Origin of the sequence: Amycolatopsis rubida (genome assembly GCF_900115345.1) — a bacterium.
Taxonomy (GTDB): Bacteria; Actinomycetota; Actinomycetes; order Mycobacteriales; family Pseudonocardiaceae; genus Amycolatopsis; species Amycolatopsis rubida.
The window spans coordinates 1-18,725 of sequence record NZ_FOWC01000032.1 but is presented as its reverse complement, the minus strand read 5'-3'; the positions used below and the strand labels follow the sequence as shown (position 1 = coordinate 18,725).

At 72.7% G+C, this 18,725-nt stretch carries 17 protein-coding genes; 13 read left to right on the top strand and 4 right to left on the bottom strand.

Going from position 1 to position 18,725, the window contains the following annotated elements:
- Nucleotides 1-454: 454 nt before the first annotated feature.
- From BM362_RS45830 to BM362_RS45815, 4 genes are all read left to right on the top strand, one after another.
- Complete coding sequence (locus BM362_RS45830; RefSeq protein ID WP_208865542.1) at nt 455-751, top strand: helix-turn-helix domain-containing protein; 297 nt, start codon at nt 455-457, stop codon at nt 749-751.
- Between the two features lie 739 nt (nt 752-1,490).
- Complete coding sequence (locus tag BM362_RS45825) at nt 1,491-1,811, top strand: hypothetical protein (RefSeq protein WP_093577398.1); 321 nt, start codon at nt 1,491-1,493, stop codon at nt 1,809-1,811.
- A gap of 221 nt (nt 1,812-2,032) precedes the next feature.
- Entirely contained in the window at nt 2,033-2,680 is a 648-nt protein-coding gene (locus BM362_RS45820) for a hypothetical protein (RefSeq protein ID WP_093577397.1), read from the top strand.
- A 244-nt stretch (nt 2,681-2,924) separates the two neighbouring features.
- Nucleotides 2,925-4,685, top strand: coding sequence for a hypothetical protein (locus BM362_RS45815; RefSeq protein WP_143132660.1), 1,761 nt, complete (start codon nt 2,925-2,927; stop codon nt 4,683-4,685).
- A gap of 674 nt (nt 4,686-5,359) precedes the next feature.
- Here BM362_RS45815 and BM362_RS45810 read toward each other — a convergent pair.
- From BM362_RS45810 to BM362_RS45800, 3 genes are all read right to left on the bottom strand, one after another.
- Nucleotides 5,360-6,028 (bottom strand): hypothetical protein, encoded by a 669-nt coding sequence (locus BM362_RS45810; RefSeq protein ID WP_093577395.1) that lies wholly within the window; start codon nt 6,026-6,028, stop codon nt 5,360-5,362.
- Between the two features lie 53 nt (nt 6,029-6,081).
- A complete protein-coding gene (locus BM362_RS45805) occupies nt 6,082-6,459 on the bottom strand; it encodes a hypothetical protein (protein ID WP_093577394.1) in 378 nt (125 codons plus the stop codon).
- A 479-nt stretch (nt 6,460-6,938) separates the two neighbouring features.
- On the bottom strand, nt 6,939-7,940 hold the full coding sequence (locus BM362_RS45800; protein WP_093577393.1) for a hypothetical protein: 1,002 nt from the start codon (nt 7,938-7,940) through the stop codon (nt 6,939-6,941).
- A 439-nt stretch (nt 7,941-8,379) separates the two neighbouring features.
- Between BM362_RS45800 and BM362_RS45795 the strand changes: the two genes are divergently transcribed.
- The 3 genes from BM362_RS45795 (at nt 8,380) to BM362_RS45785 (ending at nt 11,246) form a co-directional block, all read left to right on the top strand.
- The gene (locus BM362_RS45795; protein ID WP_093577392.1) at nt 8,380-9,144 is read left to right on the top strand and encodes a hypothetical protein; all 765 of its coding nucleotides are present in this window, start codon (nt 8,380-8,382) and stop codon (nt 9,142-9,144) included.
- 253 nt (nt 9,145-9,397) lie between these two features.
- Nucleotides 9,398-10,411 carry a type IV toxin-antitoxin system AbiEi family antitoxin domain-containing protein gene (locus tag BM362_RS45790; protein ID WP_167545685.1) on the top strand — a complete coding sequence of 338 codons (1,014 nt, stop codon included), beginning with the start codon at nt 9,398-9,400 and terminating at the stop codon, nt 10,409-10,411.
- Entirely contained in the window at nt 10,314-11,246 is a 933-nt protein-coding gene (locus BM362_RS45785; RefSeq protein WP_093577390.1) for a nucleotidyl transferase AbiEii/AbiGii toxin family protein, read from the top strand. The genes BM362_RS45790 and BM362_RS45785 overlap by 98 nt, the downstream gene beginning before the upstream one ends.
- A gap of 475 nt (nt 11,247-11,721) precedes the next feature.
- Here BM362_RS45785 and BM362_RS45780 read toward each other — a convergent pair whose 3' ends face one another.
- Nucleotides 11,722-13,680 (bottom strand): tetratricopeptide repeat protein, encoded by a 1,959-nt coding sequence (locus tag BM362_RS45780; RefSeq protein ID WP_093577389.1) that lies wholly within the window; start codon nt 13,678-13,680, stop codon nt 11,722-11,724.
- A gap of 1,242 nt (nt 13,681-14,922) precedes the next feature.
- Between BM362_RS45780 and BM362_RS45775 the strand changes: the two genes are divergently transcribed.
- From BM362_RS45775 to BM362_RS45750, 6 genes are all read left to right on the top strand, one after another.
- A complete protein-coding gene (locus BM362_RS45775) occupies nt 14,923-15,345 on the top strand; it encodes a hypothetical protein (RefSeq protein WP_143132658.1) in 423 nt (140 codons plus the stop codon).
- A 227-nt stretch (nt 15,346-15,572) separates the two neighbouring features.
- On the top strand, nt 15,573-15,800 hold the full coding sequence (locus tag BM362_RS45770; RefSeq protein ID WP_093577387.1) for a DUF397 domain-containing protein: 228 nt from the start codon (nt 15,573-15,575) through the stop codon (nt 15,798-15,800).
- Nucleotides 15,801-15,861: 61 nt separating this feature from the next.
- Nucleotides 15,862-16,734: a helix-turn-helix domain-containing protein gene (locus BM362_RS45765; protein WP_143132657.1), complete on the top strand. Its 873-nt coding sequence runs from the start codon at nt 15,862-15,864 to the stop codon at nt 16,732-16,734.
- Between the two features lie 92 nt (nt 16,735-16,826).
- Nucleotides 16,827-17,711: an SAM-dependent methyltransferase gene (locus BM362_RS45760; protein ID WP_244287499.1), complete on the top strand. Its 885-nt coding sequence runs from the start codon at nt 16,827-16,829 to the stop codon at nt 17,709-17,711.
- A 187-nt stretch (nt 17,712-17,898) separates the two neighbouring features.
- A complete protein-coding gene (locus BM362_RS45755) occupies nt 17,899-18,411 on the top strand; it encodes a hypothetical protein (protein WP_093577384.1) in 513 nt (170 codons plus the stop codon).
- 70 nt (nt 18,412-18,481) lie between these two features.
- Nucleotides 18,482-18,725: hypothetical protein (locus tag BM362_RS45750; RefSeq protein ID WP_143132656.1), on the top strand; the 244-nt coding region annotated here is incomplete at its 3' end.

Below are 18,725 nucleotides of genomic sequence, written 5' to 3'. Positions count from 1 at the left end.
GCCCGAAAGCGCTGCTCACCGCGACGCTCTGGCGCGACGACGCCATGCGGCACTTCGCGACACACCGCTCCTAGCGCCGGTGTGAGCATCCGCCGTCTGGCCGTGGTCATTGCCGGTCTCCAGTCGCCTGCCGGGACAGGACAGCCCCTCGGCAGCCGGGGGACGCGGCCGAGGGGCTGTCGGAGACGAGCGGGGGAACTCGCCGCCTGGGTGGCACCAACGATCGTGGTAGACCGTTCGACGAAGATCAATCGGCCGATCGGGGCCAAATCAACGTCTATGTGAGTACCTTCACGGAATCACGAATTCTACCTCGACATCGTATGCGACCAGTACCTTAGCACCGCAGCCATGACGGTTATCACCACGTTCGTTGAAGTTGGTACGCAGCTAGCCGTTCGCGATGCCGCGAACGACTCTGGTTCTTCGTGGCCTGCCGCCCGATCATCGCCGGGTGCCGAGGATCGTCTTGACCGCCGAGTGGGCCGCCCGCGAGGTCGGCCGTCGCGCCCGAGCGCGACGAGAGTTGCTTAAGCTGTCGCAGGAGGACGCGTCCTACCTGGCGGGCGTGTCGGTCACGTGGTGGAGCGATTTCGAGCGAGGTACGCGCACCCGGGCCGAGCTGCCCCAACTGCTGGGCGCGGCGCACGCACTGGGAATGGACTCCGGCGAATTGCTGAAGGGCCTGCTGCCCGACACCGTGCGCGAGCCCGGGCAAGTGCACCAGACCCGACCGCGTCCCCGACAATGACATCGCCCGCGAACGGGGGTCGCGAGCTCCGTCGGGGGTTCCCTGCCTCGCGACGGCCCGCCACCGCGCACGGAGATCCGCTCCGGGAAGTGCCTGCCGACTGCTGTCCCGCGGTGGACGCGCTGGTCGGCCCGACTCGCCGGAGAAGGCACCCGACGTTGAGCGACTGGTATGCGGAACGGGTGATCGTGACGGTGTCAGCCGTACCGGCGTGATCCCGCTCTGAGGCCGTCCGGGATGCGGCGGTTGTCGTTGTCGCAGGGAGGTGTCGAGCCCCGCGCTACGCCCGGCAGGGCATCATCCGCTTTTCCCAGCCCCAGGAGTCGCGGGTCATCTCGTGCCACTGCCAGGTTCGTTCTTCGTCGGTCCAAATGCCCTGGTCGGTACGCCATAGTTTGCGGCCGTCGGCGAGGTCGCGTACGGAGTCGGCAGCGGGGGTGCCGTCGTCGCGTGTCGGGTAGCCGGGTCCTTCCTCCGGGTATGCGAGACGCGGCGGGTGAACGAAGGGCGGCGAGGCCGAGCGCGTCCAGCGCCTTCCGTTCCAGCTGCCGGATGCGCTCCCTGATGGCGGCCAGCCCGCGGCACGGTCTCGTCGAGCACCGTCCGGACCCGCGCCGGTCGACGTACCCGGTGACATCCCACCGCTGGGGTTCGCTGACTCGCGCCGGTTCTGTCGGTCCCGGATGCGAGACTGGGCCTCCATTGTCATCGCGATTGCGAAGGGCGGTCCTGGACGGCGATGCCGCAGGTCACGATCACCGTAGACGCAACCGACTTCGAGCAGCTGTGGACCACGTGCATGGCGTGGGCCTCGGCGGGCTGGGACACCGGCGAGCAGGAGGGGCAGTTCGAGCCGGTCCAGTCCGACGCGGTGGAGTACGGCTGGAAGCACGCGTACTGGATGGGCGGCAATTGGGCCTCAGTCGTGCTCGCCCGCAGCTTCCTCGCCGCCGTCGGCCACGACTTCCAGGTCGTGGCCGACACCGCCGACGACCCGGGATACCGCGGCTTTGTCATTCTGTCCGACTGCCAGGACCGTGCCTTGGCGGACCGGGCCTGAGGCGATGACCGACCCGATCGGCGGCCAGTACTTCCACGGCGGCGCACCGGGGCTGGCGACGGGGAGCGTGCTCGTGCCCGCCGACGAGTTGGGCGTCGCCGTCCGGTACCTGTCCCGCTACGCGGTGCACGACCCGGCGTGGGTGTACGTCACCGCCGACGAGGCGGTGGCCGCCGCCTACGCCAGCCGCTACCAGATCCCCGGCGGCCGCGGTCTACCAGGTGCAGCCACTGGGCCCGCTGCGGGAAGACCCCGACTACGGCGGGCACTTCCCGGGGACGTTCCTGCGCTGCCGCCGCGCCCGCGTGCTCCGCCGCGTCGCCGCGGCGGTCGTGCTGAGCGAACACGAGCAGCGCGAACGCGAACGGCGCTACAAGGTGTGGGAGCACGCCGACGAACCGGTCTGGGACGAGCACGGCGTGATCAACCCGTCCCGGCAGATGCGGGAGAACGGGGTGACCCGGGAGTGGACGAGGATGCTGCGTCCGTGGCTGGGGCCCGACGACGTCGGCTCCGCGGGAAGGCTCCTCATCGCGCTGCGCGCGGCCGGAGAGACCGCCGGCGAAGAAGAACCGTGGAACACGATCCTCGACGTCGTCCCGGCGCTGGACCGCGACTGCCGGATCCGCGTCGAACGCCGCCCGGAACACGACCGCTCCTACTGGTGCCGTTCCTGCGGGACGCGGCTGCAGGGGCGCGACCACGCCGCGGTGCATCAGCTCGGCGAACGCGCGGTGGACCTGCTGCTGGCCATCCACGGATGGAACGATCCGCAGGTTCGGCCGGCGGTGCTCGGGCTGCTGGTGCGCGCCGCGATCCGCCGTGACCAGTCGCGGTGGACCTGGCTGCGCGAGGCATCGCGGGGCTGACCACGACATTCCAGGCGCGCCTCGGCCCAGGCGCCCAGTGCAGGGACAGACGGCTGACCGAGCGGGCACGCCCGAAGCGGAAGCACCGCGGCGGCGTTCAGGCCGACCTCACCCGTATCGCGAATGCGCTGGGCGTCGCGGTCGTCGACCTGTTCACGGACCTGGCTTCGCACTGGCGAAGTCGGCGGTCCGGGCGATCGTGGCGGCGTCTATGGTCGGCGCGGACACGAGGACGGGGAGCACGGTGAGAAGCGACCAGTACGAGCGGACGGGGCTTCCGTTGTTGACCGTCGACGCTCTTCGTGCGGCGAGTCTGACCTTGCCCGACGTCGAGAGCGTCTCGGTTCCGCTGTCGGCTGCCGGCGGCGGGAAGCGGCACGTCCCGGTGCCGGAGAAAGTGCCGTACTACGCCCGGGGCTGCCGCCACGCGCCCTCGGGCGAAGGCGTGCCCGCCGTGCTGATCGAGGCGCTGCCGACGGTGTGCAAACACTGCCTGCCGCGGCTGGAGGTTCCGCAGCACGTCGCCGCGCTGTGGAACGTCGCCGCCCGGATCGTGTCCGCGCACGCCGAACTGGAGCGGATGCGCTCCTCGACCCGCGCGCGAACCTGGCCCGGCTACGCCGCCGCGCTGGCCGCCGCGCCCCGCAACGACGACTCCGCTGTCGCGGAGCTGCTGGAGGCAGGCTCGGCATGCACGGGGGACCGGGCCCGCCTCGCCGAAGCCTGGAGCGAGATCTCCGCGGCCTGGGACGGTTTTCTCCGCGATTACCGGCGGGCTGCCCCGGCGGCCGATCTCACCGCCGCGGTGTCGGCGGCCTGCGAGGCGGCCGTCGCCGACCCGGCGATGCAGCGGCAAGCCTCGATGCTGTCCCGGATCGTCGCCGACGCCGACGGATGGGGTCGGCGCTATCCGCTGGCAGGACTGGCGATCGAGGCCTGGAAGGCCGCGCGCAGCCGCGGCGACGGCGCGCGGGGAAGTCTCGACTTCGCGCTCGTGGCCGTCGGGGAGCACTTGGGCGGGAAGCACGTGCGCGACGTGTCGCTGCTGCCCCGGCCCGCGCGCACACCCTACCTCGGCGACTGCTCGCCCGGTGCGTGGGCCGACCGCGAATTCGACCGCCTGTGGCGCGACACCGTCGCCGGGTGGGTCGGGATACTCGAGACGGAATACCGCGCACCGGAGCCCGAGCGCTCCGACGATCACCAGCTGATCCTGGTCGCCAGCTGGCCGCTCACCCGGAGAGGAGACCGGGAACTGGCCTACCTGTCCCAGTACGACCAGATCGGCCCCGCCGTGCCCGCCGGGCGCCGTCGGCTGATCGGCGACTACGGCATGCAGGGCTGGGAACCGGCATGGTCGGTCGTTCTCGCGGTGCCCGCCTTCGCCGCCGCTCACGCCGCCGACCTCGCCTCCGTGCGGCACGGCCAGCAGAGCATCCCGGGCCCGGTCCTCAGCCCCGGTTCCGACGGCGCCGCGGAGCACGCGCTGCGGATGCTCCGCACGAGATACCCGTATCTGCCCGGCGACGCGGAGGCCGACGGCGCCCGTGCCCGCCCGACCCGGACCGTGATCCGTGCTCGCGCTGAACGACGGCCCGTGCACGGCAACGTGATCCGGCTGCGCCCGTCGACCGGGCACGTCGCCGACGGCTCGCGCGAACAGGCATGGTCCTGGTGCGAGGGCCGCACCGCCTGGATTCCCGACGACACCACCGGCTCCGCACCTGCGATCGCCGTGCTGAACGACATCCTCGACCAGATCCACCGTCCGTCGGTCCTGGTCGAGGTGGAGACCGGTCCACGCCCGGCAACGACGAGACACCGCCTGGCCGGAGACCTCGTGGGCCTGGACGCCGCACGCAACGAAATCCGGTTCGCTCCGCTCGGCGGGCATGCCGCGCTGAGGATCCCGCTTCGCCGGGTCATCGCCGTCACCGGACATCCCGACCAGCACGACGAGGACAGCGAACTCGACCCCGGATGGCTGGTCGCGGACCAGACCTGACGCCCGGTCCGATCCGGCCGATCGCGCCCCGATGCGGCGTCGGAGAGCTCGCTCGCGCACCGCGGGAGCCGGGTCTTTACGATCTTCGGGCATGGGGCAGGGACCGGGGCCGGCTGCGAGGACGACGTCTTCAGCGGCGAGGGCACCTTCACCCTGGGCTTCCTGCCCGGAGGAGCGCCGGCCCAGGACGAACCGGACGGGGTCGGCACCGTCGTCGCCTCCCGCTGGGGGAACCGGCCGTACGTGGTGCTGGCGCAAGGGGTGTCGCTGCGCGCCGCGTGGACCGCGATCGTCGGACGATGGCCCTCGACCCTGTCCGCGGCCGCCGACGGCGCGCGCTCCCTGCCGCCGGAATCCTGACCGGCACGAGGCGCTTCCCGCGCCTCGGCGCGATTGTGCGATATATCCGAGCGGGCTGCGTCGGCGGCCTAGCCGGGTATGGGCGCGTCCTCCGGCCAAGCACGGAGGATCCCGCCTGAACCCCGCCGCCCGTCGCCGGCGCACCGACTTTCGACATCCCGCACGTGCGCCATGTTTATCGCGCACGTCCATTACGGGGGACGGATCTGATTCAGGGCGGACCTTCTCGCGGGCGATGCTGCCGGTCACCGGTCGGGCGCAGGTCGGCGCGGTCCTACGCGGTCCTACGCGGTCGGGCGCAGGTCGGCGCGGTCCTACGCGGTCGACCTGGCTGGTGCGGGCGCTTCTGGCACGGGTTCGGGGGGCCGCTCGTCGGGGGTGAGGGGCGGCACCGGGCATCTGTCCGGGTGGGCGCGCACGTAGGCCTGGGCGAGTTCGATCTGGTCTGCTTTGACGCGGGCGGCGTCGCGGATCTCCTCGGGTGCGCACTCGCCGATCGCCACGGCGGTGCGGATCCGCGCTTCGCGGCGCCACCAGGCGCGTTCGGCGACCAGGCCCTTGCCCGCGGCGTCGTCCCATGCGTCGGCGGCCTCGGCGAGCCCGCGCAGCGTCTGTTCCCGGCGCTGGGCGGCCAGTCGCTCGTGGATGCGGACGGCGCGCGCGGTATCGGCAAGGATGGCCACGGCCGCGGCCAGGTCGTCGTCGGCGAGCCCGTCGATGCGCAGCACGCGGTCGCGATCCGCGACCCAGGCCATCCACCACTGCGTACCGGGCCCGTCGTCCGGCACCTTCCTGCGGAAGCCTCCCGGAACCGCGGCCCACGCGCACGTCCCGCGGTGGAGGTGCCAGGCGTTGGGGTCGAGGGCGTCCTGCCGGGACCACTGGCAGTTCCAGCGGACGGTCACCGCGTCGTCGCCGACGCAGACCTCGACGCTGCGCGTCCAGCCCTCGATCCGGGCGCTCAGCGCTTCCTCCACGGTCATGCCCTGCACGACGGCTCCTTCGTCTTTTCCTTCTGGCACGGGACGGGCGTCTTTCAGCGCGACTGGCGCGGAGGGTGGTGGGCGCGGCGGCAGGCGAGGCAGTGGCCGCCTCTCTTCGCGCCGGTCGCGGTGCCGCACCATTCGCCGCCGGGGCAGGTCTCGTCGAGGACTGCTTCGAGCCGGTCGCGGAACTCCTCGTCCCACCGGGCGCGGCCGTAGACCGCGTTGGCGGTCATGTCGACCGGCTTCGCAGCCTGGGTCAGGGAGAGGCCCTTGCGCAGTCCGGCGAACAGGGCCTGCTGTTCGCGGGGGCCGAACCGGCTGGCGGCGATCTTCCTGCGCCATTGCTTCGAGCTCGCCGAATGGGCCGCGCGCGGAGCAGGGCGGCGGCTGCCGTGGCGATAGCGGGTGGTCAGCGAGAGCTTGGCCATCAGCGCTCCAGGAGGGTTGCCGGATACGGCCGGGATTTCTTCTCCGGCCACAACCCCCGCCCGCGCGGGGAAGCGCACGCGAACCTGCGCGCAAAAGTGTGTGCTGTACGACCCCCGCCGGTGCGGGGAATACTGCGCTTGGCAGCTTACCCATTCTCGGGACCGTCCTCAACGGACGAGTGCGGACTCTGCGAGCCGGCTCCGGAGGGGAGCCCTCGGCCGGCTCAGCGCCTGGTCCTGTGCGATTCCCGTGAGCGCCCGGGCGGCGGGGCCCGTCGCCGGTCCGGCTGCGGTGCTCGCCCGGCCTGCGGGGGATCACACCGCTCCTGCGTCGGCGGCTCCGTCCGGGGCCGTGTTCTGCCAGGCGGCCCTCAGCTCTTCCAGTGCCTCCCGCCTGCTGTCGGTGAGAGGGCATTCGTGGATCGAGACGCGGCAAAGACAGTGCGGCACTTCGTCGCCACGGCGGGGTTTTCGTCCTGCTACGCCGGGCGGGCAGCGCGGTCTTTCGACGGTCGCGGCCGCAGGGTGCGGGGTTTGCTCGGGATCGCCTCGGGCACGCCGCCGGCGTCGTCGGATGCGGTCGGCAGCCAGGCCAGCGGGCCGGGATCGCCTCGGGAGCCGGGGTCGAGGCGGACGGCGATCTGGCCGGGGCGGCGCGCGGGCCAGCCGGCGGTGTCGAAGATCGTGCCGGTCGCGAGGTCGCGGCCGATGTCGACCGCGATCGCGCGGACGTCGCGGCCCTGCAGCAGGCCGATGCGGCGGAGTATTCCGCTGCCGCGGACGGCGCTGCGGGTGCGGGCCAGTTCCTGTCCGGTGCGCTGCCGGTGCATCAGCTCGTGGAAAGGGATCCGGTCCGGCATGTGGTGCCAGTCGGGATCGTCGCGATCGGTGTAGGTCTCGAGGAATTCGGCGGCCAGAAGGCTCCATTGCCGGGCGGTGACGCCGCGCAGCAGGACCCGGCCCGGCGCTTCGGCGTCCTCGTCGAGCATGGCCAGCGCCAGTCCGGCTTTCGTCGGCGTCGCGCGCAGGCACGGGACGCCGACGACCTCGTCGACGAGACCGGTGTCGAAGTAGCCGTTCGCCGCCGACCGGGTCCCGTTGGGCCAGACGTGGACGGCCCGGCCCAGTGCTGCGGCGTCGCGGTAGCGGGTGACCGGCAGGAGGCTGTGCAACACGGGCAGCAGCGCGTCGGGGTGGACGTCGATCAGCAGGCTGTCCGGTCGGGGCGTGACCGAGCGGATCCCCAGGACCGTCCCGTCGGGCCATTCCGTCGCGGCGGCGAGGTCGCCCCGGCCGAGGCTGGCGAGGATGTAGTGCTCCAGGTCCCGCTGGCACCGGCCGTAGAGCGAAGGACGGGTCGCGGGCAGGACGCCGTGGCGGGCGTAGTCGACCACGGCCCGTTCGTGCTGTTCGAGCGTCAGCGCGCGGCGGGCGAGGATCTGGTTGCGCCGATGGCGCGAGGAGGAGGACGAGGTGGGCACTGCGGCTCCTGACCGTGCGGCCGTCCCGGCTTCGGCCGACGTCAGGCTGGGGGCGAGGACACAGTCGTCGTCACGCGGCACGGGTCGGAACGTCCCCTGCTGCCCCGCGGGCTGCTTCGGCTCGGTGCCGCCGCCGGGAACGCATGTGCGGCACGTCGTCGCTGGGACTCAGGACAGCCCCTGTGGACCGGAAGGATAGCGGATTCCGCGTCGCGCGTGCGCCCGGGGGCCTCCGGGCCTGCACAGGAGGCGGCCTCCGCCGATCAGGGTCAGCCATGGCCTGACGACCAGGTCAGCTTTAGGCTGACGTCATGCCTGAGTTGCGTGAGCCGCGCGGGGCCGATGCGGCGCGTCTGCTGTAAGCCGACGCCGCGCGCCGCCTGTCGGATTTTCGCCCGGAACCTGGTGCCGACGAGCCGGGACCACGGGCCCGGGGACTATGTGCACGAGGCGCTGCTGGCGACCAGGGAGGCGGAGCGCCTGCTCGCGCTCGCCGTGGCCGTCGAACGCGCCCGCGACACCACATGGGAGGCGATCGGCGACACCGCCGACGGGATCACGAAGCAGTCGGCCCAGAGGAAATGGGCCGACGCCGCGGCAACGGTCGCCGCGCTGGCCCACGGAATCGACCGGGACCTGCTGCGCCCCCCTGCACGCCGGCCTCGACGCCTGGTTCGCCCGCCATCTCCAGCCCGGCGACACCGCCTACGACGTCGAACGCCCGGTCAGCGGCTACCTGCTCGACCCCGGCCCGGCCCCGGACCTCTCGACGTTCGACTCCTCGCCCGACGACGCCTACGAATGGCTGCTGTCGGACCATCCGTGGGCCCGCGCCGAACGCGTCCGCCGCGCCGAGTCCGGCTGGGACGCCGAGCTGCGCAACGCCGGCGCCGTTCGCGACTGGACCGACCGCATCGACGGCGCCGACCTGCGCGAACGCTATCCGCACGACCCGGAGATCGCCGAGAACCTCCGCGGCCTCGCCGAGATCATGCGCCCGCTCGCCGACACGCAGCAGCTGAACGCCCATCGCGACTCCGCCGTCCCCGACGCCGTCCGCGTCCACCGGCTGCGCGAGCAATGGGCGACCCGCCAGCACATCCAGGGCGACCAGGGCTACCGCTATCCCGCGCGCCTGCTCGGGCCCGGCGCGGCCGCGCACCCGCCGCCGACGAGCGGATCCGCGTCGAAAGCTCGCCGCTGAAGGTCGCGAACCGGATCGATGCCGTGCGTGCTGCGCGACGCTTCGGCCGTCGGCGGGCAGGGACGCGTGACCGGGCGGGCACCCGATCAGGCATTGCCGATCGCTCGGGCTCTGCGCCGTCCCGGCCCTGTGTTGGCGGGATCATGCGGGCCGACGGAGCGAGGTGTGACGGCCCGCACGCCCGCACGCCCAGCAAAGTTCTTGGAAAGTCACCTCTGAGCGTTACTGTTAAAGCATTGAGGAGGTGATGGCGGTGCGTGCCGTGGATGGACTGGAAGCGTTGGAGCTGGTCGGGTCGACTCAGCAGGGGTTGGTGACCGCTGCGCAGGCCCGAACCGCGGGGGTGTCGAAGATGCAGGTGAAGCGGCTGGCCGACGCCGGCATCGTGCAGCATCTGCTGCACGGCGTCTACGCCCTGCCTTCGGCCCCCGGCGGGCCCGTGCAGAGCGTGCGCGCGGCCTGGCTGGCCACCGGCAGCCGGCCCGCGGGCAGCCGGCCCCTGGCCGTGGTGTCCGGCGAGTCGGCGGCCGCGGTGCACCGGCTGGGCGACCTCGTGCCGTCCGTGCACGAGTTCAGCACCGCGGTGCGGCGGCAGAGCGCGCGCGACGACGTCCGGTACCGCAAGCGCGACCTGCCGGCCGGGGACGTCACGACGGTCGACGGCCTGCCGGTCACGACGGTGGCGCGAACCGTGGCCGACCTGGCCGCCGCCGAGACCGATTCCGGGCACCTCGCCGCTGTGGTGCGCGACGCGTACACCTCCGACGAGGGCGCTTCCGACGCACTGGCCGCGGCGCTCGGGCCTGCGGCGAAACGGTTCGGCGTCTCCGACGGCGACGCGCTCCTCATCGGCCTGTTGAAGGCCGCCGGCTATCGCCCGGACGCCCGGACGCTGGGCCTGGCGATTCCCGAAGCCAGGGATGCCGTTGTCCGGGCGATCGAACCCCATGTCCGCGATGTCGTCGCCATAGCTCTCGCCGCGCGGCTCCGCGAGCTGGTGCCGGACGCCGACGCCGCGGCGCTGCGGCGACTGGCCGCCGAGGCCCCGCCGCCGCACGCGTTCGGCCAGGAGGTGCAGGACGCGGCCGTCGCACGGCTGCCGGGCGTGCTCGAGGCTGTCGCTCGTGAAAGACTGCGCGCCGACGAGACCGCTGCGCGAAGGACCGGCCATGGCGCAACCGATGACCGCGATCGAGGCGGCGAGGCTGCAGCGGTCGCTGAACGCCAGGCTCCGGGCCGAGGCGAAGCGTCGCGGCGTCGCGGCTGACCCCGTCCGCAAGCAGTTCGTCTTCTCGGTATTCCTCGGCCGCGTCTTCCGGGAACCCGGCGCGCCGTGGGTGCTGCTCGGCGGCAACGCACTGCTCATCCGGACCGGCGGCGGCCGCTTCACCCAGGACATCGACCTCGCCCGCGAGACCCCCTGGGACAGCGCCGAGGAGGCCCTGGACGAACTCCGGCGACTCGCGGCCCGACCGCATCGCGGCGACCCGTTCGAGTTCGGCCTGCACTCGGTCGCCTCCCATCGCGAAGCCGATCCGTACGGATACGGCGCGGACACCGCCAAGATCAAGGCGACCGCGACGCTGGGAGGCCAGGTGTTCGAGAATTTCAGCATCGACCTCACCGCACGCCGCCACCTCGACGCCCCGGTCGACCAGGTGCGGTTGAAGCCGGTCATCGACCACGAGATCCTGCGGGACCTTCCCGCCGTGCCGACCACCCCGGTCGAGCACCATCTGGCCGACAAGATCTGCGCACTCTACGAGCGCCACGCCCCGGACGACGCCGCATCGACCCGGTACCGCGATCTGGCCGACATCGTCCGGATCGTCGCGGACCTCGCCTTCGACGCGGCCCGCCTGGCCACAGTCCTCGCCCGCGAGGCAGGACGACGGCGGATGACGCTGCCCGCGGCGTTGACCGAGCCCAGCACGCAGTGGCGCGCCGGATTCCCCCGTGCCGCACGGTCATTCGCGGAGTACCCGCCGCAGTACCGGGAGCTGGAGCCGGCCTTGGCGTTCTGCGGCAACTGCCTCGACGAGGTGCTGGCCGGCGCCAGAACCGCAGGCAGCTGGGACCCCGCGCGCGCCGCGTGGCAATAAGAGGCCCGGGCGCAGCCAACCGCACCGGCGCCGCGGACGCCGAGCGGTCGCGATCCGCGCGTGCCCTCATCCTGAAAGGCGCCGTCAGCGAGCCGTCCTCCGGGGAGGGTCTTCCCCTTGTCACGATCGCGGCGGCGCTGGCGGTGCACATCCGGCGCGAGCGGCAGAGCCGACGGGTGTTCCGGTCGCTCTGCCCGCGGCCCGAGGCCGGGGCCGGGGTCTCCCTCCGGGAACCGCCGGCCCCGTTGCAAGGCAAGAACACGGGCGCGCTTGCGGGCACAGCCGGAACGCGGCGCCGGCAGACGACGAACCGGCCGGGTGAATTCGGCCCGCGCCGGTAACCGCGCCTGCGGGGAGCGGGGCACCGGCGCTCCGCGAATGGACTGTTTTTCGCTCATGCGGGCAGGAGGACCGAGCGGGCTGCAACGTGCAATCGGGTGATCGTCGCGGCGGGCTTGCCGGGATCGCGACGACGTCACGGGCGCACCGGGCCTTTGCGGACCTGCACGGACCGGTCGGCTGCGTCGGGGCCGGCATTCCGGATCTCGGCGAGTCGTGCCGATGCCCGCCGGGCCTTCGGGTCTTCCGCTGCGGCGTAGATGGCCAGTGCCTGCCCGAGGTGGGTGTCGGCGTCGTCGACGCGGTCGGCGGCGAGGTCGGCTTCGGCGAGCGCTTCCAGTGCTTCGGCGTGGTATCCGGCCGCGCCGTGGCGTCCGAGGGTGTCCGCGGCCTCGGCCAGCACGGCGTGCGCACGGGCGGCGTCCGGGAGCAGCTCGCCGAGGCGGGTCAGCGCCCGGGCCCGCAGCACGTCGTCGCCGGTCTCGCGGGCGGTCTCAGCGGCCTGTTCCAGGTGCGTCGCGGCTTCGTCGGGCCGGTCGAGGTCGCGGAGGGCTTCTCCGATCCGGCGCTGCAGCAGCGCGACGCTGCGCGGTTGCTCGATGTCTTCGGCGACGGCGAGCGCCCGGCTGTAGTGCTCCAGGGCGTGCTGGGGCGATCCGGTGCTCTGCTCGACGAGTCCGAGGTGTTCCCAGGCGCGTGCCTGGGCGTTGCGGTCGTCGACGGCGAGGGCGAGGTCGAGCGACGAGGCGAAGAGTTCGCGGGCGGTGTCGTAGCGTCCGGTGTCGAGGTGGGCGTAGCCGAGCTGGACGTGCAGCCGGGATTCGGCGCGGGCGTGGCCGCAGCGGCGGGCGGCCTCGATGCCCCACTGGTGGGTCCGGTCCCACTGGCTGTAGTGCTTGCGGTGGAGGAAAAGCCCCCACAGGCCCTCGCAGAACTGCCAGACCGGGTCCCACCAGGCTTGCTCGACCGCGGTCTGCATCGCGGCCACGATGTTGGGCAGCTCCCGTTCCAGCCGGTCGAGCGCGTCCGCCGGGCCCGGTGCGGGACGCTCGCGGACGCGGCCGTAGCCGGGGGCGAGCCGGGCCCGGTGCGGGGAGATCGCCAGGTCGGCGGCCAGCACGGTGTCGAGGTACCAGGCGATCATGCGCCGCACCGCGCCGGTCCGGGCGGGTTCGCTCTCGTGCGCCTCGGCGTGCAGGCGCGCGTGCAGGCGCGCGAGGTCGTGGAAGCGGTACCGGTCGGGGCCCGCGTCGGCGAGCAGGCTGGCGTCGACGAGGGTGTCCAGCGCGTCCTGGACCTCCGCCGCCGGGCGGTCGAGCGCGGCGGCCGCTTCCTCGATGCCGAAGTCCGGTCCGGGATGCAGCGCCGTCAGCCGGTACGCCTGCGCCGGGTCCGGCTCCAGGCCGGCGACCGAGAGGTCGAAGCTGGCCTGCACGGCGTCGTTCGCGACCGCGAGCGCGGGGAGCCGCGTCCGCTCGTCGGCGAGCGCGTTCGCCATCCGCGCGATCGGCCACCGCGGCCGCGTCGACAGGCGCGCGGCCGCGACGCACATCGCCAGCGGCAGCCCGCCGCACAGCTCGGCGAGTTCCCGGGCCGGCTCCGGTTCGGCGGCGACGCGGTCGCCGCCGAGCGCGGCGCGCAGCAGCTCCACTGCCGACACCGGGTCCAGCGGATCGACCAGCAGGACGCGGCCCCCGTCCATCGCGAGCACACCGAGCCGCCACCGGCTGGTCACCACCACGACGCAGTGCCGGGAGGCCGGGATCAGCGGCCGGACATGGGCGGCCGAGGCGGCGTTGTCGACCAGCACCGCCAGCTTCTTCTCCGCGGTCACCGACCGGAACAGCGCCGTCATCTCGGGCAGCCCGGACGGGACCCGCGCGGCAGGCACGCCGAGCGCTCGCAGGAACTGGTTCAGCACTTCGGCGGAAGCGGCGGACAACCCGCCGGCGCCGACGATGCCGAGGTCGGCGTAGAGCTGGCCGTCGGGGAACCGATCAGCCTGGTCGCCGATCCACCGCGCCGCCAGCGCGGTCTTGCCGACTCCGCCCGGCCCGGCGAGCAACGCCAAGCCGCTCGCGTCCCGAATGGACATGGACGTCGCCGTGGACCACGCCGGCGTGCACCACTGGGCCGGACGCCGCGCCGAGGACGTTCCGGTGCTCTTCGCCTGTGCTCACGGCATCTCCCTCGCCCGGGGCGGTCCTGAAAGTTTCCGACGGCGCCGTCCAGCGCGTCGAGCGCACTGTGGCACGGGTCTGCGGAGCTGTGCCCCGGAGGCGTCGCGACGGTCGCTTCGGCGGTCTCGTGGTCGTTGACGCCGACCGCGACGGTCGCGCCTCGAGCCGCGTCCAGCTGCCGTACCCGCTCAGCGGCCCGGTTTGGTTCAATCAGCGGTTCCCGGCAGCCGTCGCATGCCGCGGCCGCCAAGCCGCAGCCGCCGGGCCCGCAGCGCGACCCGGACGCCTCGCCCTGGGCGCACGGACCCTGCGTCGAGACCGCCGATCCTGCCCTCGGCCCGGACCGTGCGGCGGGCGCCGTAGGCCGAGCTGCACAGCCGCAGTCATCCGAACGGAGTACCGGAAGGGCGAGAGCCGGTGCGATCGGCGAGCTGGTTCGTCGCACGCGACCAGTCCGGGCCGGGGCGAGAGCGTCTGAGCGAGCGTCCATCGGCGTCGAGGGGCGCGGCCGTCTCGCCCGGCGGCGACATCGTCGGGGCCGTGTCCGGGTGCGGCGGGCGGTACGGGCGCTCGCCGCGGCGGATCTCGCGATGGCCGCGGACATGCGGCGCGGCGCCGGCGGGCGGGCCGGTCACGACCGCCTCCCGCCCCGGGTGCTGCGTCTTTGCGCGTGCCGGGCGGGGAACGCGTCGTCGCCCGACACGTCCGCCGCACGCGCCGGGCTGATCACGGTTCGCCGTTGACCGCAGAATGCCGACCACCGGACGCCTCGGCGACCGTCCGGGTTGTGCGGAAAAAGAACCTGCGCAAATGTTCTCCGATGAACCCGGATCAAATGGAAAGGAATGCGATGTCGAATATGCGACCAGCGCTGTTTCCGATACCGCAAAAACGCACCGATGCACACCCTGACCAGCCATTTTCAGCCGATGGTGTCACAAGGTCGAATATGCGACAGGGGAGGTGTTTCCCGGTTGCCGGATTCCGGTACTGGTTCACGGTCCCGGCTGGTCTTGTGTCAGACTTGCGCGGCGGGGGAAACAGTTCCTCTCGCATTCGGTAAAAGAATACCGGCGAAGAATATTCGGCGCGACCCTCCGTGTCGGGGAGGGCCGCGCCTGCATTGCCCGCTCGTGACAGCTGAAAGGACAACGGTTGTGAGCGTAGACCGTGAGCGTTTCGCGGCGCCAGCAGGACCTGCCCATGATCACTCCACTGTGGAGCCGCCGGCCGGCTTCCGTTCGACCACGGTGGTGGTGGAGTTCTGCGAGGCGGGCCCGGCGCTCAAGCGCATCCAGATCGCGGACGTCGTCTTCCCCGTCCCGGGGAGGGGGCCGCGGCGCCGGCGGCGCAGGCCGGCGCCCCGCCGGGCGGCGGGATCGTGGCCGGAGGTGGCCGGGATGGTCGTCGGCGGCTGGCCGGAGGCGCTGCGCGCGGGCGCGGTCGCCGCAGCCCTCGGGGCGAGCGCGGCGTTCCCGCTCTCGGGCGCGGGCACGGCGGTGACCGGGCTTCTCTGCGTGCTGGCCGTGCGCGGCCTGCGCGGCGAGGCGGGACCGCTGCTGCCGGGCCGGGTCCCGTAACCGGGAAGACCGGTGCGGCCCGGCCCTTCCGGGGCGGGGCCGCACCGGGGCCGGTGCCGCGGGCAGGCGGGGGCGCGGCACCGGCCCATCCCTCTACGTTTCGGCAGAATCGTTTGCACGCGTTGGAGTGAACATGGACGGGATCCATTCGCGGGGGGCTTGCATGTCGCATATTCGACACCGATCCTGGGATCGGAAGAGCGACACGCGAGCTCTGAGGGGGAGCGATGCGATTCGACGGCGCACAACCGCGCTCGGCGGTGTTCGACCCGGAACAATGGCGGCGGTCGAGTTTCAGCGGCCCGGACGGCGGCACCTGCGTGGAGGTCAACCTCTCCGCCGCCGGAATCGTCGGGGTGCGCGACAGCAAACTGGCCGACTCGCCGATTCTGCTGTTCTCGGCGCGGGAATGGCACGGGCTGCTGGACGCGGTCCGCGCGGGCGCGGCGAGCTGATCCCGGCCGTCGGCGGCGGTCCCCGCGCCGGCGACGGGGTCGTGGGGCGGTGGCCGCGGTGATGGCGCGCGAGCCTCTGCCGTGCACCGACGAGACGGTGCGGCGCGACCTGGGCCGTGCCTTGAAGGACGCGCGCGCGGCGGCGGGGCTGACCCAGCACGCCGCCGCCGCGGTGCTGGCCAGGAACCAGGCGACGGTCAGCAAGATCGAGAAGGGCCGGACCTCGGTGTCGCGCGAAGGCCTGCGTGCGCTGCTGGACCTCTACCGCGTGCCCGAGGCCGAGGCGACGGAGCTGGTGCGGGCGTGGGACGAGGTGAACGCCCCGGCGCGGCGTTGCGGCGACGACTTCGTGGCGGTCCCGTCGTGGTTCGCGCGCGTCATCGAGTGCGAGCGGGAGGCGGCCGTGGTCCGGGCCTGGAGCGGCGAGAACGTTCACGGCCTGCTCCAGTCGGAGCACTACATGCTCGCGGTGTTCGACGGAGCCCGCCGCGGCACCGTCATGTTCGACCGGATGAGAATCCGCGGGCAACGGCAGAAGCTGCTGGACGAGACCGGCAAGCGGTTCGTCTTTCTTCTCGGCGAATCGGCGCTGGACAAGCTGGACGCGCTGCATCCCGACATCGAGCGGGACCAGCTCGGGCACATGATCGGCCTCGCGGGCAGGGACAACATCGTCCTCCGGCTCGTCCCGCGGCCCGGGAACGGCTACACCGAGCACAATTTCGTGCTCATGCGTTTTCCCGGCAGCCCTGCCGAACGGGCCTACAGCGAGTACCTCGGCGGCGTCGCCTGGACAGCCCAGCGCGACCTGGGCCGTCCCCGCAAAGCGTGGAAGGCCCTCGAATCCGTCGCCCACACCGCCGAGGCCACTCTCGAGGAGCTGCACCGCCGGTATGAGCGGGCGGCCGCGCGCAACCCGGACAGGGGGCAGTAACTTCGACCATGTGCCGTCTATCTCATTCCGTCACGCATGAACTACCTTCGGTGAAGGACACGGTTTTGCTCCATCCGGGGAAGGAGACACCAGTGGCCGGCGAGGACCGGGAGCCCGACGATTATCCGCCGCCCGGCATCGATCTGGAGAGGCCCAGCGTCGCCCGCGTCTACGACTATTACCTCGACGGCGACGCGTCCTGGACGGTCGACCGCGATTTCGGCGACGCCGTTCTCGGCGAATTCCCGGAACTGCGGCAGATCGCCAAGGCCAACCGGGTGTTCCTGCACCGCGTGGTGCGCCACCTCGTCGGGAAAGGCGTCACCCAGTTCGTCGACATCGGATCGGGCCTGCCCACGATGCGCCACGCACACGAGGTCGCCGACGAGGTCAGGCCCGGGGAAACCCGGGTGGTCTACGCCGACTACGACCCGATCGCGGTCGCGCATTCCCAGGACCTGCTCGAACAACGCGGAGACCCCCGCCGCCACGCGGCGATCCACGCCGATCTGCGCTCGCCCGACCGGCTCTGGGAGCAAGCCGCGAAAACCGGGGTCCTGGACCTGGACAAGCCGACGGCGATCCTGCTGATCGCCGTCCTGCACGTCCAGCAGCCCGCGTCGGCCCGCAGCGGCGGCACCGGCGACGTCGGCCCCGCGGCCGTCGCCCGCTACCGCGAACTCGCGGCCTCCGGCTCCTACCTCGCGATCTCCCACGTCACCGACGAAGGAGTGCCGGCGGCATACCGCGACCGGCTCGCGCGGCTCAAGCGGATGTACGACGAGAGAAGCAGCCCGGTCGTCTGGCGCACACAGCGCGAAATACAGGAATTTTTCGGCGACTTCGACCTCATCCCTCCGGGATTGACCTGGACGCCCCAGTGGCACCCCGAAGAACAGCGTCCCGGGGAACCCGACATCGGCTTCGGGGATCCCAGCGAGTCCGTCATCGTGGCCGGAGTAGCGAAAAAACGATGACCGGGCCCTCGCAGACCGGCAGCCGCCGCGCGTGACAGCGGCCGCGCGCCGCGGCCGGCGCCGTTGCGGGACAGGCCGCCGTGATCAGGGGCGAGGCCGTCGGGATCGTGCCGCTGTCCTGGCAGCGGCTCAAAGTCCGGTGCTGTCTTTTCATCCGCCCGGTGCGGACGCTGCGCGTGGCACCGGCGTGATCGTCCTGGTGCTGATCGCCGCGGCCGGCGGCCTCGCAGTCGCGGTCGCGGCGGTGCTGGCGGTGCTGGCGGTGCTGGCGGTGCACATCATCCGGCGCGAGCGGCGGAGCGGACGGGGGTTCCGGCAGATCTGCTCGCCTCTGCCGCCCGGACCGGTCCCGATGTCGGACACCGACCCGGACGGACCTGGCGCCGGCCTGCTGCGCCTGCCCTTCCTCGACCGCGGCGACGGAGGTTCGCGCGCCGTCGCGACAGGCCGGGCGGGGAAGAACCCGCCTCCCTCCCCGCTGGGTAGCCTCGCAACGACGTATCCGAAGAGGAGGCGGGATGGCCTGGGAACGGGTGGCTCTGGTGTGCGGCGCATGGGGCGGGGCCCGCTCGCCCGCGCAAGGCGGCGGCTGCTCGCCGACCGGATCGGAAGCGACCGACGCCGTCGGCGGTCGGCACCCCGACAGGCGCGCTCGGGCGGCGCAACGCCGCAGCGCCTGGCACCGGAACGCGGATCCTGAGGACAGGCCGCAAGCGGTCCGGACCGGCGAGAGGTCGGCCGGAGCCGGTCTGCGCGGGGAGGGCGTGAGAATGACCGACGATCGCGGAGCGGCGCCGCCGCCGCGGAAGCGGTACTCGTTCGATGCGGCGGGGACGGAGCATGTCGCGAGCCAGTTCGAGGGACACGCGATCGAGGGCACCAGGGCCTCCGGCGTCGCGCGGGTCGTCGCGGTGACCCGGTCGCCGGCTTCGGACTTCGCGAGCGGCAACAACGCGGAGACCTTCCGCAACTCCGGGAGCGCACTGGTCGCTTCACTGCGAAGCCGGGTGGAGT